The following is a 25,196-nucleotide window of genomic DNA, read 5'->3' as shown; positions in this document are numbered from 1 at the left end:
ATGGCGACGATCAAGGATGTGGCGGCGCTTGCAGGCATTTCCTACACGACCGTGTCCCACGTCGTGAACAAGACGCGGCCGGTCAGTGACGAGGTGCGACGCAAGGTCGAGGCCGCCATCGAGCGATTGGACTACGTGCCCAGCGCAGTGGCGCGCTCGCTCAAGGCCAAGACCACGGCAACCATCGGCCTGCTGGTGCCCAATAGCCTCAACCCGTACTTCGCCGAGTTGGCCCGGGGAATCGAGGATTACTGTGAGCGCAATGGTTACTGCGTGATCCTGTGCAACTCCGATGACAACCCGGACAAGCAGCGCAGCTATCTGCGAGTGTTGCTGGAAAAACGTATCGATGGATTGATCGTGGCATCGGCCGGGGGCGATGTCGGCTTGGCCGAAGGGCTGGCCAATGTGCGCACGCCCATGGTCATCGTCGACCGCGGCCTCGACGGCGTGGACGCGGACCTGGTGCGCATCGACCACGAGTACGGCGCTTACCTGGCGACTCGGCACTTGCTGGAACTGGGTCATCGTGACATTGCCTTTATTGGTGGCCCCGCGGACACCAGCGTGGCGCAAATGCGCCTGGCGGGCTATTGCCGTGCGCTGAAAGAGGCGGGGATCGAGCTGCCTGTGGAGCGCATGCTCGAAAGTGATTTCACCAGTACCGGCGGCTATCGGGCCGCAGCGCAACTGCTCGAGCAGCAACCGCCCAGTGCGATTTTCGCCGCCAACGACATGATCGGTATCGGTGCGCTGCGCGCCGCCGCCGAACGCAATGTGCGCGTGCCCAGCGAGCTGTCGATCATCGGCTTCGATGACATCCAGATGAGCCGTTATGTCTACCCGGCGCTGACCACGGTGGGGCAGTCGATCCTGCAGCTTGGCGAAATGGCGGCGGAAGTCCTGCTGCGACGCATCGCTACGCCGGGGCTTGTCACTGACCAGCGGATCGTGACGCCGAGCATTGTCCTGCGAGAATCGACTGCACCGCTGTCCGGCACATTCGCCCAATACCGCTGAACCGAATAAATGAGTAATGAAGCAATGCCAGCAAACGTAGTGGTAATAGGCAGCCTGAACATGGACCTGGTGACCCGTGCGCCGCGTCTGCCTCGCGGTGGCGAAACGCTGATTGGAGAGTCGTTTTCAACTATTCCAGGTGGCAAGGGCGCCAACCAGGCGGTGGCGGCCGCGCGTCTTGGGGCGCAAGTGTCGATGGTCGGCTGCGTTGGCAGTGACGCCTATGGCCAGCAATTGCGCGGTGCGCTGTTGGCCGAGGGCATCGATTGCCAGGCCGTCAGCGTCGTGGACGGCTCCAGCGGCGTGGCGCTGATCGTGGTGGATGACAACAGCCAGAATGCGATCGTTATCGTCGCCGGGGCCAATGGCGAGCTGACGCCAACGGTTCTCGACCGTTTCGACGCCGTGCTGCAAAGCGCTGATGTCATCATCTGCCAGCTCGAAGTGCCGGACGTCACTGTTGGTCACGCACTCAGGCGCGGGCGCGAACTCGGCAAGACCGTCATCCTGAATCCGGCGCCGGCCTCCCGCGCGTTGCCGGCCGAATGGTACGCCTACGTCGACTACCTGATCCCCAATGAAAGCGAAGCGATGGTCCTGAGTGGGCTGGCGGTGGACTCCCTGGAAACCGCCGAAGGCGCCGCGACGCAGTTGATCGCCGCCGGTGCCGGCAAAGTTATTGTGACGCTGGGTGCCCAAGGGCTCATGTTCGCCAACGGTTCGAGCTTCGAGCACTTCCCCGCGCCACGGGTCAAGGCCGTCGACACCACGGCGGCAGGCGATACGTTTGTCGGTGGCTTCGCGGCCGCGCTGGCGAGCGGCAAGGGTGAAGTCGAGGCGATTCGTTTCGGTCAGGTCGCCGCTGCGCTGTCGGTCACTCGCGCGGGCGCTCAACCCTCCATCCCCACCTTGCTGGAAGTACAGGCGTTCAAATCATGAAAAAGACTCCATTGCTGAATGTGGCCATGTCACGGTTGATTGCGTCCCTCGGCCATGGCGACAAAGTGGTCATTGGCGACGCCGGCCTGCCGGTCCCGCCACACGTCGAGCTGATTGACCTGGCGCTGACCCATGGTATTCCTGATTTCGTCAGTACCTTGAAGGTGGTGCTCAGCGAAATGCAGGTTGAAAGCCACGTGTTGGCCAAGGAGATCCACAATAAGCAACCGTCGGCCCTGGCCACGCTGGAGGCGTTGCATGCCGAAGGCGCGTTGGGCTCGCGGGAGCTGGTCAGTCACGAACAGTTCAAGCTGCTCAGCCGCGAGGCGCGGGCGATTATTCGCACGGGAGAATGCTCTCCCTATTGCAACGTGGTGCTGGTCGCGGGCGTCACGTTCTGAGTTTTACCCACCTGCACAAGGAGTGCGCCATGCACCGCTATGCTCAGAAAGCCCATCAACTGCTGCGGAGTCTGCTGCTTTTGTCCCTGATCTCGACCGCAAGCGCCCAGGCGGCAGAAAAGATCGACCTGATCATCGACACCGACCCGGGCGCCGATGACGTGGTTGCATTGTTGTTCGCCCTGGCGTCGCCCGAAGAACTCCATATCCGCGCATTGACCACCGTCGCTGGCAACGTGCGCCTGGACAAGACGTCTCGCAATGCGCGCCTGGCCCGGGAGTGGGCGGGGCGCGAAGAGGTGCCGGTCTATGCCGGTGCGCCAAAGCCGATGATGCGTACGCCGATCTACGCGGAAAACATCCATGGCAAGGAAGGCCTTTCGGGTGTGACCGTGCATGAGCCGAAGAAAGGCTTGGCCCAGGGCAATGCCGTCAACTACCTGATCGACACGCTCAAGGCCGCCAAGCCGCACAGCATCACTATCGCCATGCTTGGGCCACAGACCAACCTCGCGCTCGCGCTGATCCAGGAACCGGAGATCGTCCAGGGCATCAAGGAAGTGGTGATCATGGGCGGCGCGCATTTCAACGGCGGCAATATCACGCCCGTGGCCGAGTTCAACCTGTACGCAGATCCCCAGGCGGCCGAAGTGGTTGCCAAAAGCGGCGTCAAGCTGACCTATCTACCGTTGGACGTGACCCACAAGATCCTCACCAGCGAGGCGCGCCTGAAACAGATTGCGGCGCTCAACAACAACGCCAGCAAGCTGGTCGGCGATATTCTCAATGAATACGTCAAGGGCGACATGGAACACTACGGCATGACGGGTGGGCCGGTGCATGATGCAACCGTGATCGCCTACCTGCTGAAGCCGCAGTTGTTTAGCGGTCGTTCGGTCAACCTGGTGGTGGACAGTCGTGAGGGGCCGACTTTCGGGCAAACCATTGTTGATTGGTATGACGGTCTGGGGGCACCGAAAAATGCCTTCTGGGTGAAGGATGGCGATGCCCAGGGTTTCTTTGATCTGTTGACCGAGCGACTGGCACGCCTGAAGTAACTTGGCTGGCTATGTGTCCGCAGGCTGGGCCTGCGGACACCTGAGTTTCAATCCGCCGCGTCGATGATGCTCGGGTAGCGTTCGAACGCCTGCTGGATGAAGTCGCGGGCGACCTCCGTGCCCAACTCCCTCACTAACAATTCTATGCAGATAACTGCCAGTTCCTCCGGGCTGCCTGGGCTATAGGAACTATGGCCCTCCGACCATTTGGCATTGATGGTGGCTTCGATGCTGACGGTGCTCATGGTAGGGCTCGCGAGTTGGAGGTCGGTAGACTGAGTTAAACATTTTTGCCCGGGATTTGGCACTGCGACTTAGGCATCGGGGGAGGGCTGTGCGACACTCGTGTTTTTATTTTTCAAAGGAGCCCCGCCGTGCAGATCGATTTGAATGCTCCTGAAGGCCTCACCGTCGAGGCGGTTCGTCAATTGCTGGCATCGGCCAGTGACGACGAGCATACGCAACTGCGCGTGACCAAGGACGGTATCGCCTATTTGTCTTCGGGTGTGGTCGGTGGCACTGACATCGGCGGCTTGCGATTTCGGCTCGAGACCTGGGCGAAGGGCTCGGGGTACGTCGGTCGGGTCGCTGCCAGCGACGAGGTCTGGGTCATGCAGATCTACAACGCGCTGAAGGACAACTGGCCGAATCCGCCTTTCGATTACATCGACGTTTATTGAGCCGCGTTCATATCCAGTCACGATTCTGGGCTGAACAGGGTCGCGGGCTCAGGCAAACTGCCAGCTTTGCCCAGACGGATGGCAACGGTGCTGAAACCAAGCCCCGTTTGGGTTGTCGCACGCTCTCTGTTTATCAATCAAAAAAGGAGGCTTCATGCCTTGGAAGCTCGCGTCACTGAGTACTTTGCTGGCCGTCGCGCTGTTGAGCGGCTGCAGCAGCACCTCTGAATCGACCCCCCAACCTGCGGCGGCCGAGACCGGCCATGACCGCTGCGAAGCGAAGTCTGCCGAGTTTGCGATAGGCAAGAAGGCCTCGCCGGAGTTGTTGGAGCAGGCACGGACCCGTGCTGGTGCGCAGATCGCTCGTATTCTCAAGCCCAATGACATGGTGACCCTTGAGTACCGCTCCGATCGCCTGAACCTCAATACCGATGCCAATCTGGTGATCGACCGGGTGAACTGCGGCTGATTCGGATTTCGACCGGCCATAAAAAACCCCGTCACATGGACGGGGTTTTTTTAGCGCGCCGAGAAATTACTCTGGGCGAACTTGTGCAGCTTGCATACCCTTTTGGCCTTTCTCAGCCACGAAGGAAACGGTCTGGCCTTCTTTCAGGCTTTTGAAACCGTCGCTTTCGATAGCTTTGAAGTGTACGAACAGGTCGTCACCGCCACCTGTAGGAGTGATGAAGCCGAAGCCTTTTTCATCGTTGAACCATTTAACGGTGCCGGTTTGGCGATTAGACATGGTGTATCTCCAAGAAACATATATTTTCAGTGTACTGTGCTGCTCAGGCCAACTGGGCACACCGGGGTATCATAGTCGAAATGTTCGATTTGGGAGCCCCCCGGACGAGCTGTTTGCCAATCAGTCGTGTTTTCTCTATCGTCAGGATTGGCTAAAAGCCCCGGTTTAAAAGGCTTTCAGCCGAAAGTAAAGACGATAAAAAAAGCTGAAAAACCTGAAAAAATCGTACGAAAAATCGTTTATTCGGACCTTTTTATCGGCTCCGAGGGCCTTGCGCGGTACCGATTATTCATTTTTTCGCAGGTGGATTGGCCTTGCATTTGGCGATCTGACCGAGCGCTTTCTGCTGCAGTTCAGGGGTGGCCTTGTTGTCCATCAACGCCTGGATGTCACTCGCCGGATAGGATTTGATCGCGTCGGCGCCACAGGCGCAGTGGGATTTGGCGGCGGCTGCGCCGATCTGGGGAGTAGCCGCTTCAGTGCACTGGGCCATGTATTTTTCACGCTCGCCCTTGGGCCATTCGGCATGGGCGGCCAGCGGAAGCAGCAGGGCGAGGGGGGCGACTACTGCCAGTAGTGTATTCAGACGCATGCGAGGATGCTCCTTTTGGGGTCGATGTCTTGTTATCTGAGGCGTTGCAGGCGCTTCGGTTCAGCACTTTGGCATAAAAAACGTGAGTTTACGCGCGCTTCCATCCGGAGGCGGCGATGACCGTTCATCTGTGCTAGGATGCCGGGCTCGGGTATTTCTCAGGCGCCGGATGACGACAGGTCCCGGTGGTGGCAAATGTTCGATTAACCCTGATTTGAATCCCAGTCACTCTGGTTCGGTTTTCCCGGTTGGCCGCAAGGCTCCTGCCGCTGTAAGGCAGGCGTTCGTCATTGAATGGCCTGGACTGGATCTTGTACTGGCTCATCCCAACCCACGTGACCTTTGGTAGGGGTCACCACTAGGAGAGGAGGCGCCATGCCAACTATTACTCTTCCCGACGGCAGTCAACGTTCATTCGATCACCCGGTTTCCGTAGCCGAGGTCGCCGCATCCATTGGCGCAGGCCTGGCCAAGGCCACCCTGGCCGGCAAGGTCAACGGCAAGCTGGTCGACGCCAGCGATGTCATCGACAGCGATGCCACGCTGCAAATCATCACGCCCAAGGATGAAGAGGGGCTGGAGATCATTCGTCACTCCTGCGCTCACCTGGTTGGCCATGCGGTCAAGCAGCTGTATCCGAGTGCGAAAATGGTCATCGGACCGGTCATCGACGAAGGTTTCTATTACGACATCGCCTTCGAGCGTCCTTTCACCCCGGACGACATGGCCGCCATCGAGCAGCGCATGCAGCAGCTGATCGAGAAAGATTACGACGTCATCAAGAAAGTCACCCCGCGCGCCGAAGTCATCGAAGTCTTCAAGGCCCGTGGCGAGGATTACAAGCTGCGTCTGGTGGAAGACATGCCGGACGAGCAGGCCATGGGCCTGTACTACCACGAAGAATACGTCGACATGTGCCGCGGCCCGCACGTGCCGAACACGCGTTTCCTCAAGTCCTTCAAGCTGACCAAGCTGTCCGGCGCCTACTGGCGTGGCGACGCCAAGAACGAGCAGTTGCAGCGCGTCTACGGCACTGCCTGGGCGGACAAGAAGCAACTGGCGGCTTACATCCAGCGTATCGAAGAAGCCGAGAAGCGCGATCACCGCAAGATCGGCAAGCGCCTGGGCCTGTTCCATACCCAGGAAGAATCCCCGGGCATGGTGTTCTGGCATCCGAACGGCTGGACGATGTACCAGGTGCTTGAACAGTACATGCGCCAGGTCCAGCGTGAAAACGGCTACTTGGAAATCAAGACGCCGCAAGTGGTCGACCGCAGCCTGTGGGAGAAATCCGGGCACTGGGCCAACTACGCTGACAACATGTTCACCACCCAGTCGGAAAACCGCGACTACGCCATTAAGCCGATGAACTGCCCGTGCCACGTGCAGGTGTTCAACCAGGGCTTGAAGAGCTACCGCGAATTGCCGATGCGCCTGGCCGAGTTCGGTGCCTGCCACCGTAACGAGCCATCGGGTGCGCTGCACGGCATCATGCGCGTGCGGGCATTTACCCAGGACGACGCGCACATCTTCTGCACCGAAGAGCAGATGCAGGCCGAATCCGCTGCCTTCATCAAGCTGACCATGGATGTCTATCGCGACTTCGGCTTCACCGAAGTTGAAATGAAGCTGTCCACTCGTCCGGAAAAACGCGTCGGTTCCGACGAGCTGTGGGATCGCGCCGAAGCAGCCCTGGCCGCCGCCCTCGACAGCGCGGGCCTTGCGTACGACCTGCAGCCGGGCGAAGGCGCTTTCTACGGTCCGAAGATTGAATTCTCGTTGAAAGATTGCCTCGGTCGCGTCTGGCAATGTGGTACCTTGCAGCTCGATTTCAACCTGCCGATCCGTCTGGGCGCTGAATATGTGTCCGAAGACAACAGCCGCAAGTACCCGGTCATGCTTCACCGCGCGATCCTCGGTTCGTTCGAGCGTTTCGTCGGGATTCTGATCGAGCATTACGAGGGCGCGTTCCCCGCGTGGCTGGCGCCGACCCAGGCAGTGATCATGAATATCACTGATAAACAGGCAGATTTTGCCGCCGAAGTCGAAAAAACTCTCAACCAAAGCGGATTTCGTGCCAAGTCCGACTTGAGAAATGAAAAGATCGGCTTTAAAATCCGCGAGCATACTTTGCTCAAGGTTCCCTTTCTCTTGGTTATTGGAGATCGGGAGGTCGAGATGCAGACTGTCGCTGTGCGTACTCGTGAAGGTGCTGACCTGGGCTCGATGCCCGTCGCCGAATTCGCTGAGTTTCTCGCGCAAGCGGTTTCCCGGCGTGGTCGCCCAGATTCGGAGTAATTATTATTAAGCGTGAAATGAGACAAGATAAACGAGCTGCACCGAAAGCCCCGATCAACGAGAATATCTCGGCACGCGAGGTTCGGTTAATTGGCGCTGATGGCGAGCAGATTGGCATCGTCTCGATTGATGAAGCGCTTCGTATTGCTGAAGAAGCCAAGCTTGATCTGGTGGAAATCTCCGCGGACGCAGTCCCACCCGTTTGCCGGGTGATGGACTACGGCAAGTCGATCTTCGAAAAGAAGAAGCAGATTGCCGCGGCGAAGAAAAACCAGAAGCAGATTCAGGTAAAAGAAATCAAGTTTCGTCCAGGGACGGAGGAAGGGGATTACCAGGTAAAACTGCGCAACCTGGTACGTTTCCTGAGTGACGGGGACAGGGCCAAGGTATCCTTGCGATTCCGCGGCCGTGAGATGGCCCACCAGGAGCTGGGGATGGAACTCCTCAAGCGGGTTGAACAAGACCTGCTCGAGTACGGTTCGGTCGAACAGCATCCTAAGATGGAAGGACGCCAGCTGATCATGGTCATCGCCCCGAAAAAGAAGAAGTAATCAACAGGGCACGGCAGGCCTTGCGATTATGTTTATCAACTGAATGCGGAGTATCCGAACATGCCAAAGATGAAAACCAAAAGTGGTGCTGCTAAGCGGTTTCTGAAAACTGCTAACGGTATCAAGCACAAGCACGCTTTCAAGAGCCACATCCTGACCAAAATGTCGACCAAGCGTAAGCGTCAACTGCGCGGTAGCAGCTTGCTGCATCCGTCTGACGTGGCAAAAGTCGAGCGCATGCTGCGCCTTCGTTAATTTTTGGATCAAGAATAGAGGAAGTAACTCATGGCTCGTGTAAAGCGTGGCGTCATTGCCCGTAAGCGTCACAAAAAAATTCTGAAACTTGCTAAAGGCTACTACGGCGCGCGTTCCCGCGTATTCCGTGTTGCCAAGCAAGCGGTAATCAAGGCAGGCCAATACGCCTACCGTGACCGTCGTCAGAAAAAACGTCAGTTCCGCGCTCTGTGGATCGCTCGTATCAACGCTGGTGCTCGTGTTAACGGTCTGTCCTACAGCCGTTTCATCGCTGGCCTGAAAAAAGCGTCCATCGAGATCGACCGTAAGGTTCTGGCTGATCTGGCAGTGAACGAAAAAGCGGCGTTTGCTGCGATTGTCGAGAAAGCTAAAGCCACCTTGGCTTAAGTACCCCCGGCAGTCACCGGGGTCCGCATCTGTGGGCCCAGGTGTCAAACGTCATAAATAGGGGAAGAGCCTTAAAGCTCTTCCCCTATTTTGTATCTGGAGTCTGTACATGGAAAACCTGGACGCGCTGGTCGCTCAAGCACTAGAGGCTGTGCAAAGCGCTGAAGATATCAATGCCCTGGAGCAAATCCGGGTTCACTACCTTGGCAAAAAAGGCGAGTTGACTCAGGTGATGAAGACCCTGGGGAACCTGCCGGCTGAAGAGCGTCCGCAGGTCGGTGCGCTGATCAACGTCGCCAAGGAACGTGTCACAGAGGTCCTCAATGCGCGCAAGGCGTTGTTCGAGGAGGCAGGTCTGGCTGCCAAGCTCGCCGCCGAGTCCATCGACGTGACCCTGCCTGGCCGTGGCCAGACTTCCGGTGGTCTGCATCCGGTGACCCGGACCCTGGAACGCATCGAGCAGTTCTTCACCCACATCGGCTACGGCATTGCCGAAGGCCCTGAGGTCGAAGACGACTATCACAACTTCGAAGCGCTCAACATCCCTGGCCATCACCCGGCCCGGTCGATGCATGACACTTTCTATTTCAATGCGAACATGCTGTTGCGCACCCATACCTCGCCGGTACAGGTCCGCACCATGGAATCGCAGCAGCCGCCGATCCGCATCGTCTGCCCAGGCCGTGTGTATCGCAGCGACTCCGATATCACCCACTCGCCGATGTTCCACCAGGTCGAAGGCCTGCTGGTTGATCGCGACATCAATTTCGCCGACCTGAAAGGCACTATCGAAGAGTTCCTGCGGGTGTTCTTCGAAAAAGAACTGGCCGTGCGTTTCCGCCCTTCGTACTTCCCGTTCACCGAGCCATCGGCTGAAGTCGACATGGAATGCGTGATGTGCAGCGGCAAAGGTTGCCGTGTCTGCAAGCAGACCGGTTGGCTGGAAGTCATGGGCTGCGGCATGGTTCACCCGAACGTGCTGCGCATGTCCGGGATCGATCCGGAAGAATTCTCCGGTTTTGCCTTTGGCATGGGCGTCGAGCGCCTGGCCATGCTGCGTTACGGCGTGAATGACTTGCGTCTGTTCTTCGACAACGACTTGCGGTTCCTCGCGCAATTTCGCTAGTCGTAACGAACTTTTAGGAGAGCAGGATGAAATTCAGTGAACAATGGCTGCGTGGCTGGGTAAGCCCGCAGGTGAGCCAGGACGAGCTGGTTGCTCGCCTGTCGATGGCCGGCCTCGAGGTCGATAGCGTGACGCCGGCCGCCGGTGCCTTCAGCGGCGTGGTCGTGGGCGAGGTGCTGAGCACCGAGCAGCACCCGGACGCCGACAAACTGCGGGTGTGCCAGGTCAGCAATGGCGCGGAAACGTTCCAGGTCGTGTGCGGTGCGCCCAACGTGCGTCCGGGCCTGAAGATTCCGTTTGCCATGATCGGCGCCGAACTGCCGGGCGACTTCAAGATCAAGAAAGCCAAGCTGCGTGGTGTCGAGTCCAACGGCATGCTGTGCTCCCAGGCGGAGCTGCAAATTGGCGAAGGCAACGATGGCCTGATGGAACTGCCGGCCGATGCACCGGTGGGCCAGGACATTCGTGAATACCTGGGCCTGGACGATGCGAGCATCGAGGTCGACCTGACCCCGAACCGTGGCGACTGCCTGTCGGTGGCCGGCCTGGCCCGCGAAGTGGGCGCGCTGTATGACGCCCCTGTAACGCGTCCGGCAATCATCGCCGTACCCGCCGTGCACGATGAAGTGCGCTCTATCGAGGTTCTGGCGCCGGCAGCGTGCCCGCGTTACCTGGGTCGCGTGATCCGTAATGTCGACCTGTCGAAGCCGACGCCACTGTGGATGGTCGAGCGCCTGCGTCGCTCCGAAGTGCGCAGCATCGACGCGGCTGTCGACATCACCAACTACGTGATGCTTGAACTGGGTCAACCGCTGCACGCGTTCGATCTCGCCGAAATCAATGGCGGCATTCGCGTGCGCATGGCCGAAGAAGGCGAAAAACTGGTACTGCTCGACGGTCAGGAAGTGGCCTTGCGCAGCGATACGCTGGTGATCGCCGACCATTCCCGAGCCCTGGCGATTGCTGGCGTGATGGGTGGCGAGCACAGCGGCGTGTCTTCGACCACCCGCGATGTATTCCTTGAAAGTGCCTTCTTCGGCCAGATCGCGGTGGCCGGCAAGGCGCGTTCCTATGGCCTGCATACTGACGCCTCGCACCGCTATGAGCGTGGCGTGGACTGGCAACTGGCCCGTGAAGCCATGGAGCGCGCCACTGGCCTGCTGCTGGAAATCACTGGTGGCGAAGCGGGTCCGATCATCGAGACCGTCAGCGAACAGCATCTGCCGAAAGTTGCACCAGTTACCCTGCGTGCCCAACGCATCACCCAGATGCTGGGCATGGAAATGGAACCGACCGAAGTCGAGCGTCTGCTCAGCGCGCTGGGCCTGGCCATCCGTACCGATGGGGAAGGGCAGTGGCAGGTTGAAGTGCCAAGCCATCGCTTCGATATCAGCCTGGAAGTCGACCTGATCGAAGAGCTGGCTCGCTTGTACGGCTACAACCGCCTGCCGGTTCGCTACCCGCAAGCACGCCTGGCCCCGCAAGCCAAGGCTGAAGCCCGCAGCGAGCTGCCGGAACTGCGCCGCCTGCTGGTGGCTCGAGGCTATCAGGAAGCGATCACCTACAGCTTCATCGATCCGCGTCAGTTCGAACTGTTCAACCCAGGTGTCGAGCCGCTGTTGCTGGCGAACCCGATCTCCAACGACATGGCGGCCATGCGCTCGTCACTGTGGCCAGGGCTGGTCAAGTCGTTGCAGCACAACCTGAACCGCCAGCAGGATCGCGTACGTCTGTTCGAGAGTGGCCTGCGCTTCGTGGGTCAGTTGGATGGCTTGAAACAAGAGCCGATGCTGGCCGGTGTGGTGTGTGGCAGTCGTTTGCCGGAAGGCTGGGCGCAAGGGCGCGATGTCGTCGACTTCTTCGACGTCAAGGCTGACGTCGAAGCGGTGCTGGGCTTTGCCGGCGCGCTTGACGCGTTCACTTTCGTACCGGGCAAGCATCCGGCGCTGCACCCGGGTCAGACCGCGCGCATCGAGCGAGACGGGCATGAAGTCGGTTATGTCGGCGCGATCCACCCTGAATTGTCCAAGACCCTGGGTCTGGACCGTCCAGTCTTCGTTTTCGAGCTGGTCCTGGCCGAAGTCGCCCAAGGAAAAATGCCGAAATTCCAGGAGTTGTCGCGCTTTCCTGAAGTGCGTCGCGACCTTGCCCTAGTGGCCGATGTCGGCGTCGCATCCAGTGCGGTTCTGGCAGTAATTCGTGAAAATGCAGGCGAATGGCTGACGGACCTCAGGCTATTTGACGTGTATCAGGGTAAAGGCATTGATCCTCATAGAAAAAGCCTTGCCGTCGGCTTGACCTGGCAGCATCCATCGCGCACTCTTAATGACGATGAGGTGAATACCGCAACGCAGAATATCCTCACCTCGCTCGAACACAGGTTGAACGCCACGTTAAGGAAGTGACGTATGGGGGCTCTGACGAAAGCTGAGATGGCGGAACGTCTGTATGAGGAGTTGGGCCTGAATAAACGGGAGGCCAAAGAATTGGTCGAACTGTTTTTTGAAGAAATCAGGCACGCTCTCGAAGACAACGAACAGGTCAAATTGTCCGGTTTCGGCAATTTTGACCTTCGGGACAAACGCCAGCGGCCTGGCCGCAATCCGAAAACGGGAGAAGAAATCCCGATCACGGCGCGCCGTGTGGTCACCTTTCGTCCAGGGCAGAAGTTGAAGGCCCGAGTTGAGGCTTATGCTGGAACCAAGTCATAACGACGAACTACCCGTCATCCCGGGCAAACGCTACTTCACCATCGGTGAAGTCAGCGAGCTATGTGCGGTAAAACCGCACGTGCTGCGCTATTGGGAGCAGGAGTTTCCTCAACTCAACCCGGTCAAGCGCCGCGGAAACCGCCGGTATTATCAGCGCCAGGACGTGCTGATGATCCGGCAGATCCGCGCGTTGCTGTACGACCAGGGGTTCACCATCGGCGGCGCGCGCCTGCGCCTCTCCGGTGATGAGGCCAAGGACGACACAACCCAGTACAAACAAATGATCCGCCAGATGATCGCCGAGCTTGAAGATGTGCTGGTGGTGCTCAAGAAATAAATTTCTGCTTTTAAATACTTCCAGTTTTCAAAAGCTTGCGATATATTCCTGAGCGTTCCGTTGAGAAGCGGAACAAGATTCACGCCTAGTCGGGGCGTAGCGCAGTCCGGTAGCGCACTAGCATGGGGTGCTAGGGGTCGAGTGTTCGAATCACTCCGTCCCGACCATATTTACTGAGTAAAATCAGACACTTAAGCCGATCAGATAGATCGGCTTTTTTGTGCCTGCGCAAAACTTGCGTCCATGCGCCTTCCTATCGGTTGCTGGCGTCTCCCACCAAAGTGGCCTACGCAGCCCTTGCCAAAGAAGTAACAAGGAAATTACGTGCTACGGAAAGCAATTCTACTGATCTTGATCACCAGCTTAAGCGGCTGCATGGCCACCGCAATGCGGATGGATTACGACAAACACCGATGCCCCTACATCGGCCTGCGCTTCGACTGGTGGTTGGTGGGCACGTCCAAAGGAAAGCTGATCCCTTTCCTGCTTATCGACGCACCGTTCTCCTTGGTGGTCGATACCGTATTTTTCCCTTTCGAATATCAGTACGAGTGCAATCTCTAAGCGCCCGCCACCGGGTGTCCAAGGGATGCCCAATAATCCGCTTCATCAACCTCTGTCAGCGTTGCATAGCCATCGTAGTGATAGAACCGATGCCTGTCCCGGGCATAGCGTTCAGTCAGAAATTCGAGGGTGGCAAGATCAAAACGCTTGGCGCTCAGCGGCCGTCGGTGGCAGAACAATTTGCGTGTTCCCAGTTGCAGGAAGTCCGGATGAGGCACCCGGACTTCATCGGGGTCGAACGCAACATCCAACCACTTACCCTCCGAGAAGATCAGGGTAGGGCTGATGGCATAGGTACCGAGCACACGGGTCTCAGCGGGATGGAGCCGTTTTTTCGCCTCGCCGTAGTAATACACCGCGTCCCGGTCCTTGGCCCAGCCATGTCCACAGGACTCGAAAGTTGCCGCGTGAGCCTTACGAATCGGTTCGGGCGCATGATAAAAAACCCGGTGGCAGAACACGGTTTTTCCGTCCGTGAGGTAGAGCGATCCCAGTGAGCGGAAATGCTCGGCTGGCTCCGTAGAGAACCGTTCGGGCACTTGTGTTTCGGCGTTATGGAACGGGATCAGATAGAGGCCATGGGCATCGCCGCACAGGTGGGTGTCTAGCAGTTTGAAACTCGCCGCGTCCAGCCCGTTGATCACGCGTCCATGAAAATGCACTTGGCGGCCCACTTCGAAGCCGAGGCCGATGGCTAGTAACGGCGCCGTTTCTGGAGGTGTTTGTGGCGCGTCAGGCTGTGCCTGCAAGCGATGCCACCAATAATCCTTCAATTGCGGATGGGCCTCGAAATAGGGTGCCCAGGCTTGTTGCATGGCTGCATCGATTATTCCGCCAGAACCCAGCGGGCCGTTTTTGTCACCTGCCAGCACGGGCGAGTAATCCTGGTCGTTGCGATAGAGCTGGGCCACTACGAAACTTTCCGCGTCGACATCGAGGCGTTTCTGGCGCTGATAGACGTACTGACGGTCACGGTAGTAATAGAACCCCAAGTGACGAAAACTCGGGCCATGGGCATCACGCAAACGGGTCCCGGCGGCGTAGACGAACTGGTCGTCCACAGCAAAATAGTCATCTTCGAATTCGCTGGCGCTGACCACGCGGCCGCACTCATCGAACATCGGCTGCCAACACTTGAGCAGGCGGAAATCGCCGACGTAGCGGATGGTTTTTCCCGTCAGGTAATAGGCCCGTCGACTGTCCTTGGTGTAGCGTTCGTTGAGCACGGTGAAGGTTGTCAGGTCGGCATTGTCGATGCGGTAGAAGTATTCATACGAAATGCTTGAGCCTTGCTGCGCTTGCACGATGATCGACTGCCCATCGGTTCCCCAGCGTTGGGCGAGCATTCGGAAGTCGTCGGGGTTTGCGATCGGCAGCGGTGTGCCGTCCTTTTGGTGCAGGGGCTTGAAGCCTTTGTAGACTTGCCCGTCGATCACCCGGTAAGCCGGATGATTGCAGTACCGCACCCGTGCGGTGGCCTTGGCGATGAATTTTCCGTGCAGGAAAATATTCACCCCGTCGCTGAACAGCGCGGAAGTTGAAGCCATCGAGACGGATGACGATGGCAACAGGGCCAGGCTTTCGGGCCGTGCCTGCCGGATTTCGGTGATTGCGTATTGGCCGAACCAATAGGCGCCGGTTTCGTCACGCCAGTATTCGTGGCCAAGACTTTCCAGGCCTCTGTCGAATCGAAAAGGCAGGGCCTGAAGCGCGTGGTAACCATGTCGCTCCCGGTATCCGGGAAGAAGGTAATAATCGTGCAACGCGTCACGCAAGATCCAAGGGTTGCGTCGATGCCGCCAAACCGGCTGGCCGGCCACCATCGGCGAGGGCGGATAACCTCCGTCCCCGGCGCATTGGGCTATCGCGCCGGGTCGTGCGCCTTCAGGTCTGAGCATGATGTAGACGTCTGGCACGCGTCCATCACCCAGAAGCACGCCATCCATGAACGCGAAGCCTTGATGCCACTCAAGATCAAGCGGTTCCCAGTCAGCGAAGACCGTTCCTATGTCTGTCATGTCATTGCGGCCTGGAGGTCTGATTGTTGGCCCCGCTCAGCAACTTATAAATTCCGATACGTCTCTTCCCCGAGCGTTTCTGACTTTATATCCTACGGCTCCAGTCCAAACGGAATCCGCGAATGTATCTGCGTGCAAGCTTGTTGTGCCTATGGCTGTTCAGCGGTGTGAGCCAGGCCGCCGTGAGTGTTAACTGTTCGGCCCTGGCGGAAAAACTCTCGGGAACAGTGCCTGAGTTTCATCCTTCGGTGCAAGGCAAGGTCATCGGAACCGGGCGCCTGCATTTCCACGAGGCGCCGGATGAAGCTTGTGCCAACAAGAAGATTTTTGTCATACCGGGCGACTCCCTCACCGTCTACTCCAGCTTGGAAGACGAGTCATGGCTAGAGGTGAATTTCATCGCCAAGGATGGCGAGGACTATACCGGCTGGGTAAAGGCTGACCGAGTCGAGATTGGCAAACCTTATGGCGCGCCACCGGAGGATGCCGACGACGAAGCGCCTGTCGAAGACGCTCAATAAGCATTACAAGCGATGGCAACGTTAAGACCTTCGCCATCGCTTGCCCAGCTCAAGCCGTTCAGGCCTGGTTTTTATAGCGCTCGGCAACCGTCGATTGCTTGATTTCGGATAGCAAACCCTGCCGCGCGCCCTGCAACGTATCCCAGCGAGCACCATCCTGCAGCGGCGGGATGGTCACCGGTTCGCGACGGTCGAAGCCGACCAGCGCGGCATCGACCAGGTCGCCCACTTCCATGATCTCGTTCAAGGTATTGATGTCGATGCCGGCGCGTTCCCAGATTTCGGTCCGGGTGGCGGCGGGAAGGACGGCTTGGACGTAGACCCCTTTTGGGGTCAGTTCAAGGCTGAGCCCTTGGGACAGGAACAGGACGAATGCCTTGGTTGCGCCGTAGACCGACATGCCGAATTCTGGCGCAAGGCCAACCACCGAGCCGATGTTGATGATCGCGCCATCGCCAGCGTTTGCCAGGCGTGGGGCGATGGCGCTGGCGAGTCGGACCAGCGCAGTGGTGTTGAGTGAAACCAGGTGCGCGACGCTGTCGGTGGTCTGTTCGATGAAGCTGCCAGACTGGGCGGCGCCTGCGTTGTTGACCAGGATGCCGATGCGGTCGTCATCGCGCAGGCGTGCTTCGACTGTGTGCAGGTCGCCGATTTGGGTCAGGTCGGCCTGGAGCACGTCGATGCTCACGTTGTGTTCGTTACGCAGTTCAGTTGCCAGGGCTTCGAGCCGCGCGCTGTCACGGGCGACCAGCACCAGATCGTGGCCGCGCTGGGCGAAGCGCTTGGCGTAGACGGCGCCGATACCGGTGGAAGCGCCGGTGATGAGAACGGTTTTGCGAGTGGTCATGGTGTCAGTCTCTTCAGGATTAGGGGCGGTCAACTGCATGGTTTGTTTCGGAGCTACCGGACGTTCGAATCGGTGAATGTGGGATAGTCGATGTAGCCCTCGGCGCCGCCGCCGTAGAGGGTCGCAGGGTTGAGGGAAGCCAAAGGGGCGCGGCTTTTCAGGCGCTCCACCAGGTCTGGATTGGCAATGAATGGGCGGCCAAAAGCGATTAAGTCGGCCTTGTCTTCCAGGAGCTGCGAAGTGGCCAGTTCCAGGTCGTAGCCGTTGTTGGCGATGTAAGTGTTGTTGAAGCGCTGGCGCAAGCCGGCGAAATCGAACGGCGCCACGTCGCGCGGCCCGGCGGTCGCGCCTTCGACGACGTGCAGGTAGGCGATGTCCAGGGTGTTGAGCTGATCGACGATGTAGTCGAACTGCGCCTGCGGTGCGCTGCTGGACACGCCGTTGGCGGGCGAGACCGGCGAGATGCGCAGGCCGGTGCGTCCGGCACCGATCTCGCTCACGACGGCGGCGGTCACTTCCAGCAGCAGGCGGGCGCGGTTTTCAATCGAGCCGCCGTAGGCATCGGTACGTATGTTGGCGCCGTCCTTGATGAACTGATCGAGCAGATAGCCGTTCGCACCGTGGATCTCCACGCCGTCGAACCCGGCAGCGATGGCGTTGGCGGCCGCTTGGCGAAAATCATTGACGATTCCTGGCAGTTCGTTGAGGTCGAGCGCTCGCGGTTCGGACACGTCCTCGAAGCTGTTATTGACGAACACCTTGGCGGCGGGGCGCAGGGCGGAAGGCGCTACCGGGGCGCCGCCGTTTTCCTGTAGGGCCACGTGGGACACGCGCCCGACGTGCCACAGTTGCAAGAAAATCCGGCTGCCCTTGGCATGGACCGCATCGGTCACTTCGCGCCAGCCGTCGATCTGTGCCTGGGTGTAGATGCCGGGCGTGTCCTGATAACCCTGTCCCTGCTGCGAGATCTGCGTGGCCTCGGCAATCAGCAAGCCTGCCGATGCTCTCTGGCTGTAATAGGTCGCCGCCATTTCACTGGGAACGAAGCCTTTACCTGCGCGGTTACGGGTCAACGGCGCCAGCACGACTCGGTTGGCGAGGGTGAGTGAGCCGAGGACATAGGGGGTAAACAGAATCTGATCGGTCATGGTGTGTTTCCGTGCCTGTAGGTGAGAAGGGCTGTGCGGCTTGTTCTTAGGATGATGATCGAAATCTAAGCTGTCAACGAATTTGATTATGGTTGGCATCTATGTATGATGAAGGCCTGATTCGAGTGGTACGAGGTAAACGAACATGAGAGTGACCAAGGCTCAGGCACAGGCAAACCGGGAACACATCGTCGAGACGGCGTCCGTGTTGTTTCGTGAGCGAGGTTTTGATGGGATAGGCGTGGCGGATCTGATGGCCGCTGCCGGCTTCACCCACGGCGGTTTCTACAAGCATTTCGGTTCGAAGGCCGACCTGATGGCGGAAGCCGCCGCGAACAGTCTTTCCCAGTCGCTGGCCAGCACCGGCGAACTCGATGTGCCTGGATTCTTCGCGATGTATTTATCCAGGGAACATCGCGATGCGCGGGGCCACGGTTGCACGATGGCGGCGTTGTGCGGGGATGCGGCGCGTCAGTCCGACGAATTGAAAGCGACTTTCGCCAGCGGCGTCGAAAGCACCCTGGCGTCGCTTGAAGAAAAGCTGGAACCGCAAGAGGAGGGAGGAAGAGAGAAAATGCTAGGCCTGCTCGCCCATGCTATCGGCGCGATCATGCTGTCGCGCGCTTGCCCGGATGATTCTCCATTGGCGGGCGAAATCCTTGAGGTTTGCCGTGGGCAGATCCTGGCGTCCCTGCCAGCATCGGAGTCCTGAAAATCCAGCGGTAGGCCCATGGCACTACCGCTGTCCGGTTCAGAAAATGAACTTGAACAAGGCTATGACCACGATCAGGCCGATCAGGAAAATGATCCCAACGGTACCACCAAGAAATTTCAACATAGGAACGCTCTCATCGGATGGGCTTAATTTTCTAGACCGTTGGCGAGAGCGCACAGTTCGTTAAATTTGCGCGATGGGTAAAAAACCTGAGGCCGCTCAGTGAACCGCCAGGGACCTCGGCACAGAGACATGTTCGAACTTCGAAACAGTCTTGATCCAGTAGCGCCGATACTCGGTCTTGTCCGGCGCCAAGGGTTTTTGGCTTGACCAAGGGTGCTCCGCCTTCAGGCTGGCCCGATAAGCCTCCCACTCCTTCTGCTCGGCCACTTCCCGAGCCTTGTTCCGGTCATCGAACCAACCCAGGACATACGCATCGCTCTGGTCCGTGCCGCTCGCAATCAGCAGATATATCTCTGTCATCACCGGTTCCCGCCGCCATCCTGCTACCCAGTTGCTGGGCTCTTGTCATGGTTATCGGCCACGGCTCCCGGTTTTTGAAGCTGATTGATAAACGGGTTCGACGCGTCACTGCTCAGGCGTCCTCCGTCTGCGCCAGATGCGCCATCAGCCATTCGCGGAAGCGATTGACACCTTGCCGATCCGACGCACGGCCCAAGGGCTCCAGGAGAAAGAACTGTGCATCGGTGCGCAATATGGTTTGAGTCGGTCGGACCAGGCTCCCGGTCTGCAAATGATCACTGAGCAACCGCGACCAGGCCAGGGCGACGCCTTGTCCGGCCAGCGCCGATTGGATCAGCATCGAATAACTGTTGATATTGATCCGCCGGCGCGGTTCCGGGGCCTGGTGTCCCAGGCGTCGGAACCACTCCTTCCAGCCGATCCAGTCTCGATGCTGGTCCTCCAGCCATAACCAGGTGCATGAACCCAGTTGCTCAAGCTCGCCTGCCTCGGGATGCTGCGCCAGGTAGGTGGGGCTGCAAACGGGGAAGATCTCTTCGTTGAACAGGGCGGTGACCTTCATGTTTTTCGGCGGCGTGCTGCAGTAGTACAGCGCCAGATCGCAGTCGAGCCGGGAGAAGTCCTCGACTTGATCGGTCGCGAGGATGCGCAGGTCTATCTCTTCGTGCTGGCGCTGAAACTCGGAAACCAGCGGCAGCAACCACAGCGATGCCATCGCTGTGCTGGTGACCACCGTGACTTGCTGCGCGCCTTGCCAATGACGCACGCCAGCCGTGGCGCGGGCGATTTGTTGCAGCGTATCGCGAACACTTTCGTAGTACTGGCTGCCCGTCGCGGTGAGATTGATTTCACGGGTCGTGCGGACGAAAAGCGCCGTGCCCAGATAATCCTCGAGCAGGCGTATCTGGCGGCTGACAGCGCCTTGGGTAACGTTCAGTTCGCGGGCCGCCACGGTGAAACTCAAGTGGCGAGCGGCGGCTTCGAACGCCACCAGGCTGTTGAGTGGCGGCAACGGTTGCAGTTTCATCGGGCTGGGTCACTGTCTTATTGGTTTCAAGCGCAAGGCGATTGTGCAGAAGCCTGCGCGCAGTGACCAGCTCGTCAGTCATGACGGCTAAAGATCGATCACCAGGTTGGACGTCGGCTTGCTGCAGCACAGCAAGCGCAGGCCCTTGTCGATCTCCCGTTGCCGAATGCCGCCGTTGTGGTTCATGTCCACCGTGCCTTCCAGCAGGGCGGTCTTGCAGGTGCCGCAAACGCCTTGGCTGCAGGACGATGGCACGATAGCGCCGGCTTTTTTGGCGGCGCTCAGCACGGTCTGGTGGCCGGGCATGTTGAAGGTCTTGCCCGAACGTGCCAGCGTGACCGTGAAAACGCTTTGCTGATCCAGCGGAACGGCTTGCTCGATCAACGGTTCTTCATTCAGCACCGCAATGTCGAAGCTTTCCTGATGATAGTGGGCGAAATCGAACGCCGCTTCCCTGAGCAGCGCCTTGACTGCTTCCATGTAACCCTGAGGGCCACAGGTGAAGATTTCCCGTGCCTTGAAGTCCGGCACCTGTTGGCTCAACAAAGACAAATCCAGTCGGCCAATGGGCTGCTGCCATTGGCTGGCGTCGCCGAGCCCTTCACAAACATCGATGACCCGCAGCCCCGGCATATCGGCCTGCATTCGCGTCAATTCGTCGAGGAAAATGATATCCGCCGGCGTGCGAGCGCTGTGCACGAAAACAATATCCAGGTTGGCAGCCATGTCGCAGGCGGCGTGGGTCATGGACATCAACGGGGTCACACCGGAACCGGCGGAGAGGTACAACAGTTTTGTCGCCGGATGACCAACCGGCGTGAAGCTGCCCGCCGGTCCGGACGCCTTGAGGTTGTCTCCAGGCTTGAGATGGTCATGCAGCCAGTTCGACACCACGCCCCCGGGCACGCGCTTGACGGTGATCGAAAAGGCGAACGGACGAGTAGGGGAAGACGACAGGGTGTAGCACCGCGCAACGGTCTGCCCACCGATGATGGGCGACACCGTGATGAATTGACCCGGCTCGAAACTCAGCGCGCTGAAATCCGCGCACTGGAACGTGAACGTCTTTACGTCATGGGTTTCTTGTCGCACGGCGCAACACTGCAAGGTCTTCTGCTCGCCGCTGTGCCATTGCGCGCCAAACGCGCTCCAGGTCGCGGGATCAGTAAAACGGCTAGGGCGCATCAGCTTTTCGTAAGTCGTCATGTTCATCCCTCACACGCCGTGGGCGGCCAGACGCGCCGCGTACCAGCGCGAGAACTGGTCGACATAGGTTTCGGTAAACGCCGAGAACGGTCCGGGCGTGTAGGCCGGGTCCTGGGTGCCGCTGTGGGTGATGCCGACGAGGCTGGCGTCCTGGAGGTTGGTCGCCGCCCAGACTTCGGTCAGCTTGTCCAACGCGTAGTCCACGCCTTCGATGGCGTCGGCATGCACCAGCCATTTGGTGCGCACCAGGGTTCTGTCGGGCGCCAGCGGGATGATGTACGAGACGATCGCATGATCGCTCATGATGTGAGTCCATGAGTTATGGGTCCATAAATGCATGTCACCCAGGTCGCGGCGCGTGAGGTCGCCGAACAAACGGGTACAAGCCACGCGCGTGTCGAGGGTCTGGGATTCGCCGTTGCCCGCGATGACCAGGCGCTGGGAGCGGAACTGAGTCACCGCGTCCTCGCCTAGATGCTCGACGGCGTCACACAGGTAGCCTTCGCGCTCCCAGTCCAGCTTGGTATTGGCGTTGCGCTGGTGGTACTCCTGCAGCGCCTGGAGCGAGTCCTCGCCCAGCCCATCGGTGCAAAAGCCGAAATCCTCCGGCAGGAACGACGCCGTCAGTTCGGGGTGGGTGGCGGCGCAGTGATAACACTCGCGGTTGTTCTCGATCACCAGTTTCCAATTGCCGTTCTCGATGATCTCCGACTCGTAGGCGATCTTGGAGTGGGCAAGGTCATATTGGGCGAAACGCGGCGTCATGACCTGGTCCAGGTACAGAATGTCTTCTGGCGGCTCGTCACTCAGGCAGACGAAAACATGGGTGCCGACCACGCGCGTATGGACAGGGATCAAGCTCTTGCACCCCGGGTCGAAGTCCTTGCCCATGTGCGCGGCATGTTTCAGGCTGCCATCGAGGTCGTACGTCCATTGGTGGTAGGGGCAGACCAGCATGCCCACCGTCGATTTGCCGGCCTGTTTCAGGCGCGCCCCACGGTGGCGGCAGACGTTGCGGAAGGCCTGCACATGCTCGTCGTCATCGCGCACCAGGAGGATGGAGGATTTGCCGATGTCGATCGTGGAGACATCGCCGGGTTCGGCAACGTCGCTGGTGACCCCCACCAGGATCCAGTGTTTGGTAAAAAAGACATCGACGTCGGTTTCAAAAATATCCTGACGGCCGAACAGACCGCCGGGCATTCCGTGGCCGGGGGCGCGATCGGCCAGCAGTTCACGATGGGTTTTCAAGGTAGGGTTCATCGTCGATCTCACTCAAGCAAATGATCGGTGGTTGGCGGACAATCAGTGCTGCAGAAAAATGGGGTCGTTCGTTCAAGCCACCGAAGGCTCCGGCAATGGCTCGGATAAAACCGGGCGCGACAGGTCATGGCCGAGCAACGCCCGGTACAGTTCCACGTCGCCCAATACACCCAGGACGGTTTGGGCATCGTCGACTACGAGCAGTGGATGACCTGTTTCATAGCGAATCCCCAAGGCGACTCGCATGCTGGTATCCGGCGCTACCAGTGTGACTTGGCGGCGCAAGGTCCCGAGGGCCTTGCCATCCTCCCAGCGTTGCGTCGGCAGGGCGGTTGCGCCTCGTCTGATGCTGGTGAGTTCTCGGGATTGATTCACTGTCATCCAGAGGTTCTGCACCATATCCAGGCAGTATTCATCTTGGGCGAAGACGCATCGGTCCAGCGGAGTCATCAAGCTTTTCGCGCACAGCACATTCAGCGGGTTGGTGTGGGCGACGAAGTTGCGCACGTAGTCGTCGGCCGGGTTGAGCACGATTTCTTCGGGCTTGCTGTACTGAATGATCTTGCCGTCCTTCATGATCGCGATCCGCGTCCCCAGCTTGAGGGCTTCGTCCAGGTCATGGCTGACGAACACAATGGTCTTGTGCAACTTGCGCTGCAGATCGAGCAATTCGTCCTGCAAACCTTGGCGAATCAGCGGATCGAGGGCCGAGAACGGCTCGTCCATCAGCAGGATATCGGCGTCCATCGCCAAGGCGCGGGCCAGCCCTACGCGCTGCTGCATGCCGCCGGACAGCTCGCCCGGCTTCTTGTTGCGCCACTGAGTCAAACCCACCAGTTCGAGCTTTTCGTCCACCAGTTTGCGCCGCTCCTTCTCCGGACGACCCTGCATCTCCAAACCGAAACCGATGTTCTCGCGCACCGTTAGCCAGGGCATCAGGGCGAACTTCTGGAAGACCATGGCGATGCGCTGGGTGCGCATCATTTTCAACTCGGCTGGGGTGCAGGCGGCAATGTCGATCTGCCGACCTTCGTGTTCGACGAAGAGCTTGCCGCGGCTCACCGTGTTCAAGCCGTTGATGCAGCGCAGCAGGCTGGACTTGCCGGAACCCGACAAGCCCATCAATACGCAGATTTCGCCTTTGTTGATCTCCAGATTGGCCTTTTCCACGCCGACGATCAGGCCGGTCTTCTGCAGAATGTCCGGCCGGGAAAAGCCTTGATCCAGCAGGTCCAGCGCGGCCTTGGGACGATGGGAAAAAATGACGTCGACGTCTTCGAAACGGATGATGCTCATACGTCACCTCGTTTTACGGTCTCGCGCTGTTTGCAGATGCGGTCGAGGATGATCGCCAGCAGCACGATCGCCAGGCCAGCTTCGAAGCCCATGGCGATATCAGCCGTGTTCAACGCATTGACGACAGGTTTGCCCAAGCCATCCGCGCCAACCAGGGCGGCAATGACCACCATGGACAGCGACAACATGATGCATTGGGTGATGCCGGCGGCGATGCTCGGCATCGCATGGGGCAGTTCGATGCGGGCCAACAGCTGGCGACGCGAGCAACCGAAAGCCTTGCCGGCGTCCATCAATTCTTGCGGGACGTCACGAACGCCCAGGTACGTGAGGCGAATGGGCGCGGCAATGGCGAACACCACTGTGGAGATCAACCCCGGAACGACGCCGAGGCCGAACAGCGTCAAGGTCGGGATCAGGTAGACGAAGGTGGGCACGGTCTGCATCAGGTCGAGCACCGGTCGCAAGGCTGCGTAGAACCAGGGGCGATGCGCCGCGACGATCCCCAGCGGCACGCCGACGATCACGCACACCAGCGTGGCGAATGTCACCTGGGCCAGGGTCTCCATGGTTTCCTGCCAGTAGCCCAGGTTGAGGATCAGCAGGAACGACAGCGCGACGAACAGCGTCAGGCTTACCTTGCGTTGAATGTAGAAGGCGAGCAGCGCCAGCAGCCCTATCAAGGCCAACGGATTGAACCAGAGCAGGGCGCTGGTGAAGAGGCTGATGATTTCGGAGAGCGACGACGATATGGCGTCGAATACATCAGCGCCGTGCTGGGTCAGCCATTCGACGTATCGGGCGATATGCTCACCCAACGGAAGTTTTTCTTGTGTCGTCCACATAGAGGCGGGCTCGTTGTTGTTTTGGTTTGCCTGGAGCCGATACTCATCCGGGCGTGCCACGCTGACAAACCATTTAAAATCAGATACTCATGACTTTTTCTCATTAATGTTTTCGCGCACTAGCGGGAGGAGGGCGCGGTCAGTCGATCAAATGTACTTA

At 59.0% G+C, this 25,196-nt stretch carries 30 protein-coding genes and 1 tRNA gene; 18 read left to right on the top strand and 13 right to left on the bottom strand.

The window, feature by feature from the left end; translation table 11 throughout:
• The 4 genes from FHK92_RS09520 to FHK92_RS09505 are packed head-to-tail and all read left to right on the top strand — an operon-like array spanning position 1 to position 3,418.
• Positions 1-1,020, top strand: coding sequence for a LacI family DNA-binding transcriptional regulator (locus tag FHK92_RS09520; protein WP_030142124.1), 1,020 nt, complete (start codon positions 1-3; stop codon positions 1,018-1,020).
• 24 nt (positions 1,021-1,044) lie between these two features.
• Entirely contained in the window at positions 1,045-1,959 is a 915-nt protein-coding gene (rbsK, locus tag FHK92_RS09515; protein WP_181287821.1) for a ribokinase, read from the top strand.
• Positions 1,956-2,360, top strand: a complete 405-nt coding sequence (rbsD, locus tag FHK92_RS09510; RefSeq protein ID WP_181287820.1) for a D-ribose pyranase — start codon at positions 1,956-1,958, stop codon at positions 2,358-2,360. Before rbsK ends, rbsD begins: the two co-directional genes overlap by 4 nt.
• A 29-nt stretch (positions 2,361-2,389) precedes the next feature.
• On the top strand, positions 2,390-3,418 hold the full coding sequence (locus tag FHK92_RS09505; protein WP_181287819.1) for a nucleoside hydrolase: 1,029 nt from the start codon (positions 2,390-2,392) through the stop codon (positions 3,416-3,418).
• Positions 3,419-3,465: 47 nt separating this feature from the next.
• Here FHK92_RS09505 and FHK92_RS09500 read toward each other — a convergent pair whose 3' ends face one another.
• Positions 3,466-3,663, bottom strand: a complete 198-nt coding sequence (locus tag FHK92_RS09500) for a hypothetical protein (protein WP_181287818.1) — start codon at positions 3,661-3,663, stop codon at positions 3,466-3,468.
• Positions 3,664-3,792: 129 nt separating this feature from the next.
• On the opposite strand from FHK92_RS09500, the gene FHK92_RS09495 reads away from it, so the two are divergent.
• Together FHK92_RS09495 and FHK92_RS09490 are read left to right on the top strand one after the other, a co-directional pair.
• A complete protein-coding gene (locus FHK92_RS09495; protein ID WP_181287817.1) occupies positions 3,793-4,098 on the top strand; it encodes a hypothetical protein in 306 nt (101 codons plus the stop codon).
• A 154-nt stretch (positions 4,099-4,252) separates the two neighbouring features.
• Positions 4,253-4,567, top strand: coding sequence for an I78 family peptidase inhibitor (locus FHK92_RS09490; RefSeq protein WP_181287816.1), 315 nt, complete (start codon positions 4,253-4,255; stop codon positions 4,565-4,567).
• A gap of 66 nt (positions 4,568-4,633) precedes the next feature.
• Here FHK92_RS09490 and FHK92_RS09485 read toward each other — a convergent pair whose 3' ends face one another.
• Both FHK92_RS09485 and FHK92_RS09480 read right to left on the bottom strand, forming a co-directional pair.
• The gene (locus FHK92_RS09485) at positions 4,634-4,846 is read right to left on the bottom strand and encodes a cold-shock protein (RefSeq protein ID WP_047229330.1); all 213 of its coding nucleotides are present in this window, start codon (positions 4,844-4,846) and stop codon (positions 4,634-4,636) included.
• 289 nt (positions 4,847-5,135) lie between these two features.
• Positions 5,136-5,438, bottom strand: a complete 303-nt coding sequence (locus FHK92_RS09480) for a hypothetical protein (RefSeq protein WP_030142131.1) — start codon at positions 5,436-5,438, stop codon at positions 5,136-5,138.
• Positions 5,439-5,813: 375 nt separating this feature from the next.
• On the opposite strand from FHK92_RS09480, the gene thrS reads away from it, so the two are divergent.
• From thrS to FHK92_RS09430, 10 genes are all read left to right on the top strand, one after another.
• Positions 5,814-7,736 (top strand): threonine--tRNA ligase, encoded by a 1,923-nt coding sequence (gene thrS, locus FHK92_RS09475; RefSeq protein WP_181287815.1) that lies wholly within the window; start codon positions 5,814-5,816, stop codon positions 7,734-7,736.
• Positions 7,736-8,287 carry a translation initiation factor IF-3 gene (infC, locus tag FHK92_RS09470; RefSeq protein WP_169432615.1) on the top strand — a complete coding sequence of 184 codons (552 nt, stop codon included), beginning with the start codon at positions 7,736-7,738 and terminating at the stop codon, positions 8,285-8,287. Before thrS ends, infC begins: the two co-directional genes overlap by 1 nt.
• A gap of 60 nt (positions 8,288-8,347) precedes the next feature.
• The gene (gene rpmI / locus FHK92_RS09465; protein WP_002553160.1) at positions 8,348-8,542 is read left to right on the top strand and encodes a 50S ribosomal protein L35; all 195 of its coding nucleotides are present in this window, start codon (positions 8,348-8,350) and stop codon (positions 8,540-8,542) included.
• A gap of 30 nt (positions 8,543-8,572) precedes the next feature.
• Positions 8,573-8,929: a 50S ribosomal protein L20 gene (gene rplT / locus FHK92_RS09460; RefSeq protein ID WP_002553161.1), complete on the top strand. Its 357-nt coding sequence runs from the start codon at positions 8,573-8,575 to the stop codon at positions 8,927-8,929.
• A gap of 109 nt (positions 8,930-9,038) precedes the next feature.
• Complete coding sequence (gene pheS, locus FHK92_RS09455) at positions 9,039-10,055, top strand: phenylalanine--tRNA ligase subunit alpha (RefSeq protein WP_030142134.1); 1,017 nt, start codon at positions 9,039-9,041, stop codon at positions 10,053-10,055.
• 26 nt (positions 10,056-10,081) lie between these two features.
• A complete protein-coding gene (pheT, locus tag FHK92_RS09450) occupies positions 10,082-12,460 on the top strand; it encodes a phenylalanine--tRNA ligase subunit beta (protein WP_181287814.1) in 2,379 nt (792 codons plus the stop codon).
• A 3-nt stretch (positions 12,461-12,463) separates the two neighbouring features.
• Positions 12,464-12,766 carry an integration host factor subunit alpha gene (gene ihfA / locus FHK92_RS09445; RefSeq protein ID WP_002553164.1) on the top strand — a complete coding sequence of 101 codons (303 nt, stop codon included), beginning with the start codon at positions 12,464-12,466 and terminating at the stop codon, positions 12,764-12,766.
• On the top strand, positions 12,747-13,103 hold the full coding sequence (locus FHK92_RS09440; protein WP_003179985.1) for a MerR family transcriptional regulator: 357 nt from the start codon (positions 12,747-12,749) through the stop codon (positions 13,101-13,103). Before ihfA ends, FHK92_RS09440 begins: the two co-directional genes overlap by 20 nt.
• A gap of 90 nt (positions 13,104-13,193) precedes the next feature.
• A tRNA-Pro gene (locus FHK92_RS09435) sits at positions 13,194-13,270 on the top strand.
• Positions 13,271-13,427: 157 nt separating this feature from the next.
• Positions 13,428-13,667 carry a YceK/YidQ family lipoprotein gene (locus FHK92_RS09430; RefSeq protein ID WP_030142156.1) on the top strand — a complete coding sequence of 80 codons (240 nt, stop codon included), beginning with the start codon at positions 13,428-13,430 and terminating at the stop codon, positions 13,665-13,667.
• Here FHK92_RS09430 and FHK92_RS09425 read toward each other — a convergent pair.
• On the bottom strand, positions 13,664-15,685 hold the full coding sequence (locus FHK92_RS09425) for a DKNYY domain-containing protein (protein ID WP_181287813.1): 2,022 nt from the start codon (positions 15,683-15,685) through the stop codon (positions 13,664-13,666). The two genes, FHK92_RS09430 and FHK92_RS09425, sit on opposite strands and share 4 nt — an antisense overlap.
• Before the next feature lie 122 nt (positions 15,686-15,807).
• Between FHK92_RS09425 and FHK92_RS09420 the strand changes: the two genes are divergently transcribed.
• Complete coding sequence (locus FHK92_RS09420) at positions 15,808-16,206, top strand: hypothetical protein (RefSeq protein WP_181287812.1); 399 nt, start codon at positions 15,808-15,810, stop codon at positions 16,204-16,206.
• A 58-nt stretch (positions 16,207-16,264) separates the two neighbouring features.
• Here the strand turns inward: FHK92_RS09420 and FHK92_RS09415 are convergent, their stop codons facing one another.
• Together FHK92_RS09415 and FHK92_RS09410 are read right to left on the bottom strand one after the other, a co-directional pair.
• Positions 16,265-17,053, bottom strand: coding sequence for an SDR family NAD(P)-dependent oxidoreductase (locus tag FHK92_RS09415; protein ID WP_181287811.1), 789 nt, complete (start codon positions 17,051-17,053; stop codon positions 16,265-16,267).
• Between the two features lie 53 nt (positions 17,054-17,106).
• Positions 17,107-18,201, bottom strand: a complete 1,095-nt coding sequence (locus FHK92_RS09410; protein WP_181287810.1) for an alkene reductase — start codon at positions 18,199-18,201, stop codon at positions 17,107-17,109.
• Positions 18,202-18,346: 145 nt separating this feature from the next.
• On the opposite strand from FHK92_RS09410, the gene FHK92_RS09405 reads away from it, so the two are divergent.
• Positions 18,347-18,913: a TetR/AcrR family transcriptional regulator gene (locus FHK92_RS09405; protein WP_181287809.1), complete on the top strand. Its 567-nt coding sequence runs from the start codon at positions 18,347-18,349 to the stop codon at positions 18,911-18,913.
• Positions 18,914-18,952: 39 nt separating this feature from the next.
• On the opposite strand, the gene FHK92_RS28255 is transcribed toward FHK92_RS09405, so the two are convergent.
• The 7 genes from FHK92_RS28255 to choW form a co-directional block, all read right to left on the bottom strand.
• Positions 18,953-19,039, bottom strand: coding sequence for a hypothetical protein (locus FHK92_RS28255; protein WP_442087941.1), 87 nt, complete (start codon positions 19,037-19,039; stop codon positions 18,953-18,955).
• Positions 19,040-19,135: 96 nt separating this feature from the next.
• Positions 19,136-19,399 carry a hypothetical protein gene (locus FHK92_RS09400; RefSeq protein ID WP_181287808.1) on the bottom strand — a complete coding sequence of 88 codons (264 nt, stop codon included), beginning with the start codon at positions 19,397-19,399 and terminating at the stop codon, positions 19,136-19,138.
• 112 nt (positions 19,400-19,511) lie between these two features.
• A complete protein-coding gene (locus FHK92_RS09395) occupies positions 19,512-20,426 on the bottom strand; it encodes a LysR substrate-binding domain-containing protein (RefSeq protein ID WP_181287807.1) in 915 nt (304 codons plus the stop codon).
• 87 nt (positions 20,427-20,513) lie between these two features.
• On the bottom strand, positions 20,514-21,632 hold the full coding sequence (locus FHK92_RS09390) for a hybrid-cluster NAD(P)-dependent oxidoreductase (protein WP_181287806.1): 1,119 nt from the start codon (positions 21,630-21,632) through the stop codon (positions 20,514-20,516).
• Between the two features lie 9 nt (positions 21,633-21,641).
• Positions 21,642-22,895, bottom strand: coding sequence for an aromatic ring-hydroxylating oxygenase subunit alpha (locus tag FHK92_RS09385; RefSeq protein WP_181287805.1), 1,254 nt, complete (start codon positions 22,893-22,895; stop codon positions 21,642-21,644).
• Between the two features lie 72 nt (positions 22,896-22,967).
• Positions 22,968-24,191, bottom strand: a complete 1,224-nt coding sequence (gene choV / locus FHK92_RS09380) for a choline ABC transporter ATP-binding protein (RefSeq protein ID WP_181287804.1) — start codon at positions 24,189-24,191, stop codon at positions 22,968-22,970.
• Positions 24,188-25,036 (bottom strand): choline ABC transporter permease subunit, encoded by an 849-nt coding sequence (gene choW, locus FHK92_RS09375; protein WP_181287803.1) that lies wholly within the window; start codon positions 25,034-25,036, stop codon positions 24,188-24,190. The genes choV and choW overlap by 4 nt, the downstream gene beginning before the upstream one ends.
• Positions 25,037-25,196: the final 160 nt, after the last annotated feature.

It is taken from the genome of Pseudomonas brassicacearum subsp. neoaurantiaca, from assembly GCF_013608025.1.
GTDB lineage: Bacteria > Pseudomonadota > Gammaproteobacteria > Pseudomonadales > Pseudomonadaceae > Aquipseudomonas.
The sequence above is the reverse complement of the archived record's forward strand: the minus strand, read 5'-3'. Positions and strand labels throughout refer to the sequence as shown.

What these genes read in the sequence shown, in the direction of transcription:
- FHK92_RS09425 (WP_181287813.1), bottom strand. Translation starts at nt 15,685, where the DNA reads ATGACAGACATAGGAACGGTCTTCGCTGACTGGGAACCGCTTGATCTT.
- choW (WP_181287803.1), bottom strand. Translation starts at nt 25,036, where the DNA reads ATGTGGACGACACAAGAAAAACTTCCGTTGGGTGAGCATATCGCCCGA.
- FHK92_RS09385 (WP_181287805.1), bottom strand. Translation starts at nt 22,895, where the DNA reads ATGAACCCTACCTTGAAAACCCATCGTGAACTGCTGGCCGATCGCGCC.
- rbsD (WP_181287820.1), top strand. Translation starts at nt 1,956, where the DNA reads ATGAAAAAGACTCCATTGCTGAATGTGGCCATGTCACGGTTGATTGCG.
- ihfA (WP_002553164.1), top strand. Translation starts at nt 12,464, where the DNA reads ATGGGGGCTCTGACGAAAGCTGAGATGGCGGAACGTCTGTATGAGGAG.
- pheS (WP_030142134.1), top strand. Translation starts at nt 9,039, where the DNA reads ATGGAAAACCTGGACGCGCTGGTCGCTCAAGCACTAGAGGCTGTGCAA.
- FHK92_RS09520 (WP_030142124.1), top strand. Translation starts at nt 1, where the DNA reads ATGGCGACGATCAAGGATGTGGCGGCGCTTGCAGGCATTTCCTACACG.
- choV (WP_181287804.1), bottom strand. Translation starts at nt 24,191, where the DNA reads ATGAGCATCATCCGTTTCGAAGACGTCGACGTCATTTTTTCCCATCGT.
- rplT (WP_002553161.1), top strand. Translation starts at nt 8,573, where the DNA reads ATGGCTCGTGTAAAGCGTGGCGTCATTGCCCGTAAGCGTCACAAAAAA.
- pheT (WP_181287814.1), top strand. Translation starts at nt 10,082, where the DNA reads ATGAAATTCAGTGAACAATGGCTGCGTGGCTGGGTAAGCCCGCAGGTG.
- FHK92_RS09505 (WP_181287819.1), top strand. Translation starts at nt 2,390, where the DNA reads ATGCACCGCTATGCTCAGAAAGCCCATCAACTGCTGCGGAGTCTGCTG.
- FHK92_RS09395 (WP_181287807.1), bottom strand. Translation starts at nt 20,426, where the DNA reads ATGAAACTGCAACCGTTGCCGCCACTCAACAGCCTGGTGGCGTTCGAA.
- FHK92_RS09415 (WP_181287811.1), bottom strand. Translation starts at nt 17,053, where the DNA reads ATGACCACTCGCAAAACCGTTCTCATCACCGGCGCTTCCACCGGTATC.
- thrS (WP_181287815.1), top strand. Translation starts at nt 5,814, where the DNA reads ATGCCAACTATTACTCTTCCCGACGGCAGTCAACGTTCATTCGATCAC.
- FHK92_RS09500 (WP_181287818.1), bottom strand. Translation starts at nt 3,663, where the DNA reads ATGAGCACCGTCAGCATCGAAGCCACCATCAATGCCAAATGGTCGGAG.
- FHK92_RS09485 (WP_047229330.1), bottom strand. Translation starts at nt 4,846, where the DNA reads ATGTCTAATCGCCAAACCGGCACCGTTAAATGGTTCAACGATGAAAAA.
- FHK92_RS09405 (WP_181287809.1), top strand. Translation starts at nt 18,347, where the DNA reads ATGAGAGTGACCAAGGCTCAGGCACAGGCAAACCGGGAACACATCGTC.
- FHK92_RS09490 (WP_181287816.1), top strand. Translation starts at nt 4,253, where the DNA reads ATGCCTTGGAAGCTCGCGTCACTGAGTACTTTGCTGGCCGTCGCGCTG.
- FHK92_RS09480 (WP_030142131.1), bottom strand. Translation starts at nt 5,438, where the DNA reads ATGCGTCTGAATACACTACTGGCAGTAGTCGCCCCCCTCGCCCTGCTG.
- FHK92_RS09400 (WP_181287808.1), bottom strand. Translation starts at nt 19,399, where the DNA reads ATGACAGAGATATATCTGCTGATTGCGAGCGGCACGGACCAGAGCGAT.
- FHK92_RS28255 (WP_442087941.1), bottom strand. Translation starts at nt 19,039, where the DNA reads ATGTTGAAATTTCTTGGTGGTACCGTTGGGATCATTTTCCTGATCGGC.
- FHK92_RS09440 (WP_003179985.1), top strand. Translation starts at nt 12,747, where the DNA reads ATGCTGGAACCAAGTCATAACGACGAACTACCCGTCATCCCGGGCAAA.
- FHK92_RS09410 (WP_181287810.1), bottom strand. Translation starts at nt 18,201, where the DNA reads ATGACCGATCAGATTCTGTTTACCCCCTATGTCCTCGGCTCACTCACC.
- rbsK (WP_181287821.1), top strand. Translation starts at nt 1,045, where the DNA reads ATGCCAGCAAACGTAGTGGTAATAGGCAGCCTGAACATGGACCTGGTG.
- FHK92_RS09390 (WP_181287806.1), bottom strand. Translation starts at nt 21,632, where the DNA reads ATGACGACTTACGAAAAGCTGATGCGCCCTAGCCGTTTTACTGATCCC.
- rpmI (WP_002553160.1), top strand. Translation starts at nt 8,348, where the DNA reads ATGCCAAAGATGAAAACCAAAAGTGGTGCTGCTAAGCGGTTTCTGAAA.
- FHK92_RS09420 (WP_181287812.1), top strand. Translation starts at nt 15,808, where the DNA reads ATGTATCTGCGTGCAAGCTTGTTGTGCCTATGGCTGTTCAGCGGTGTG.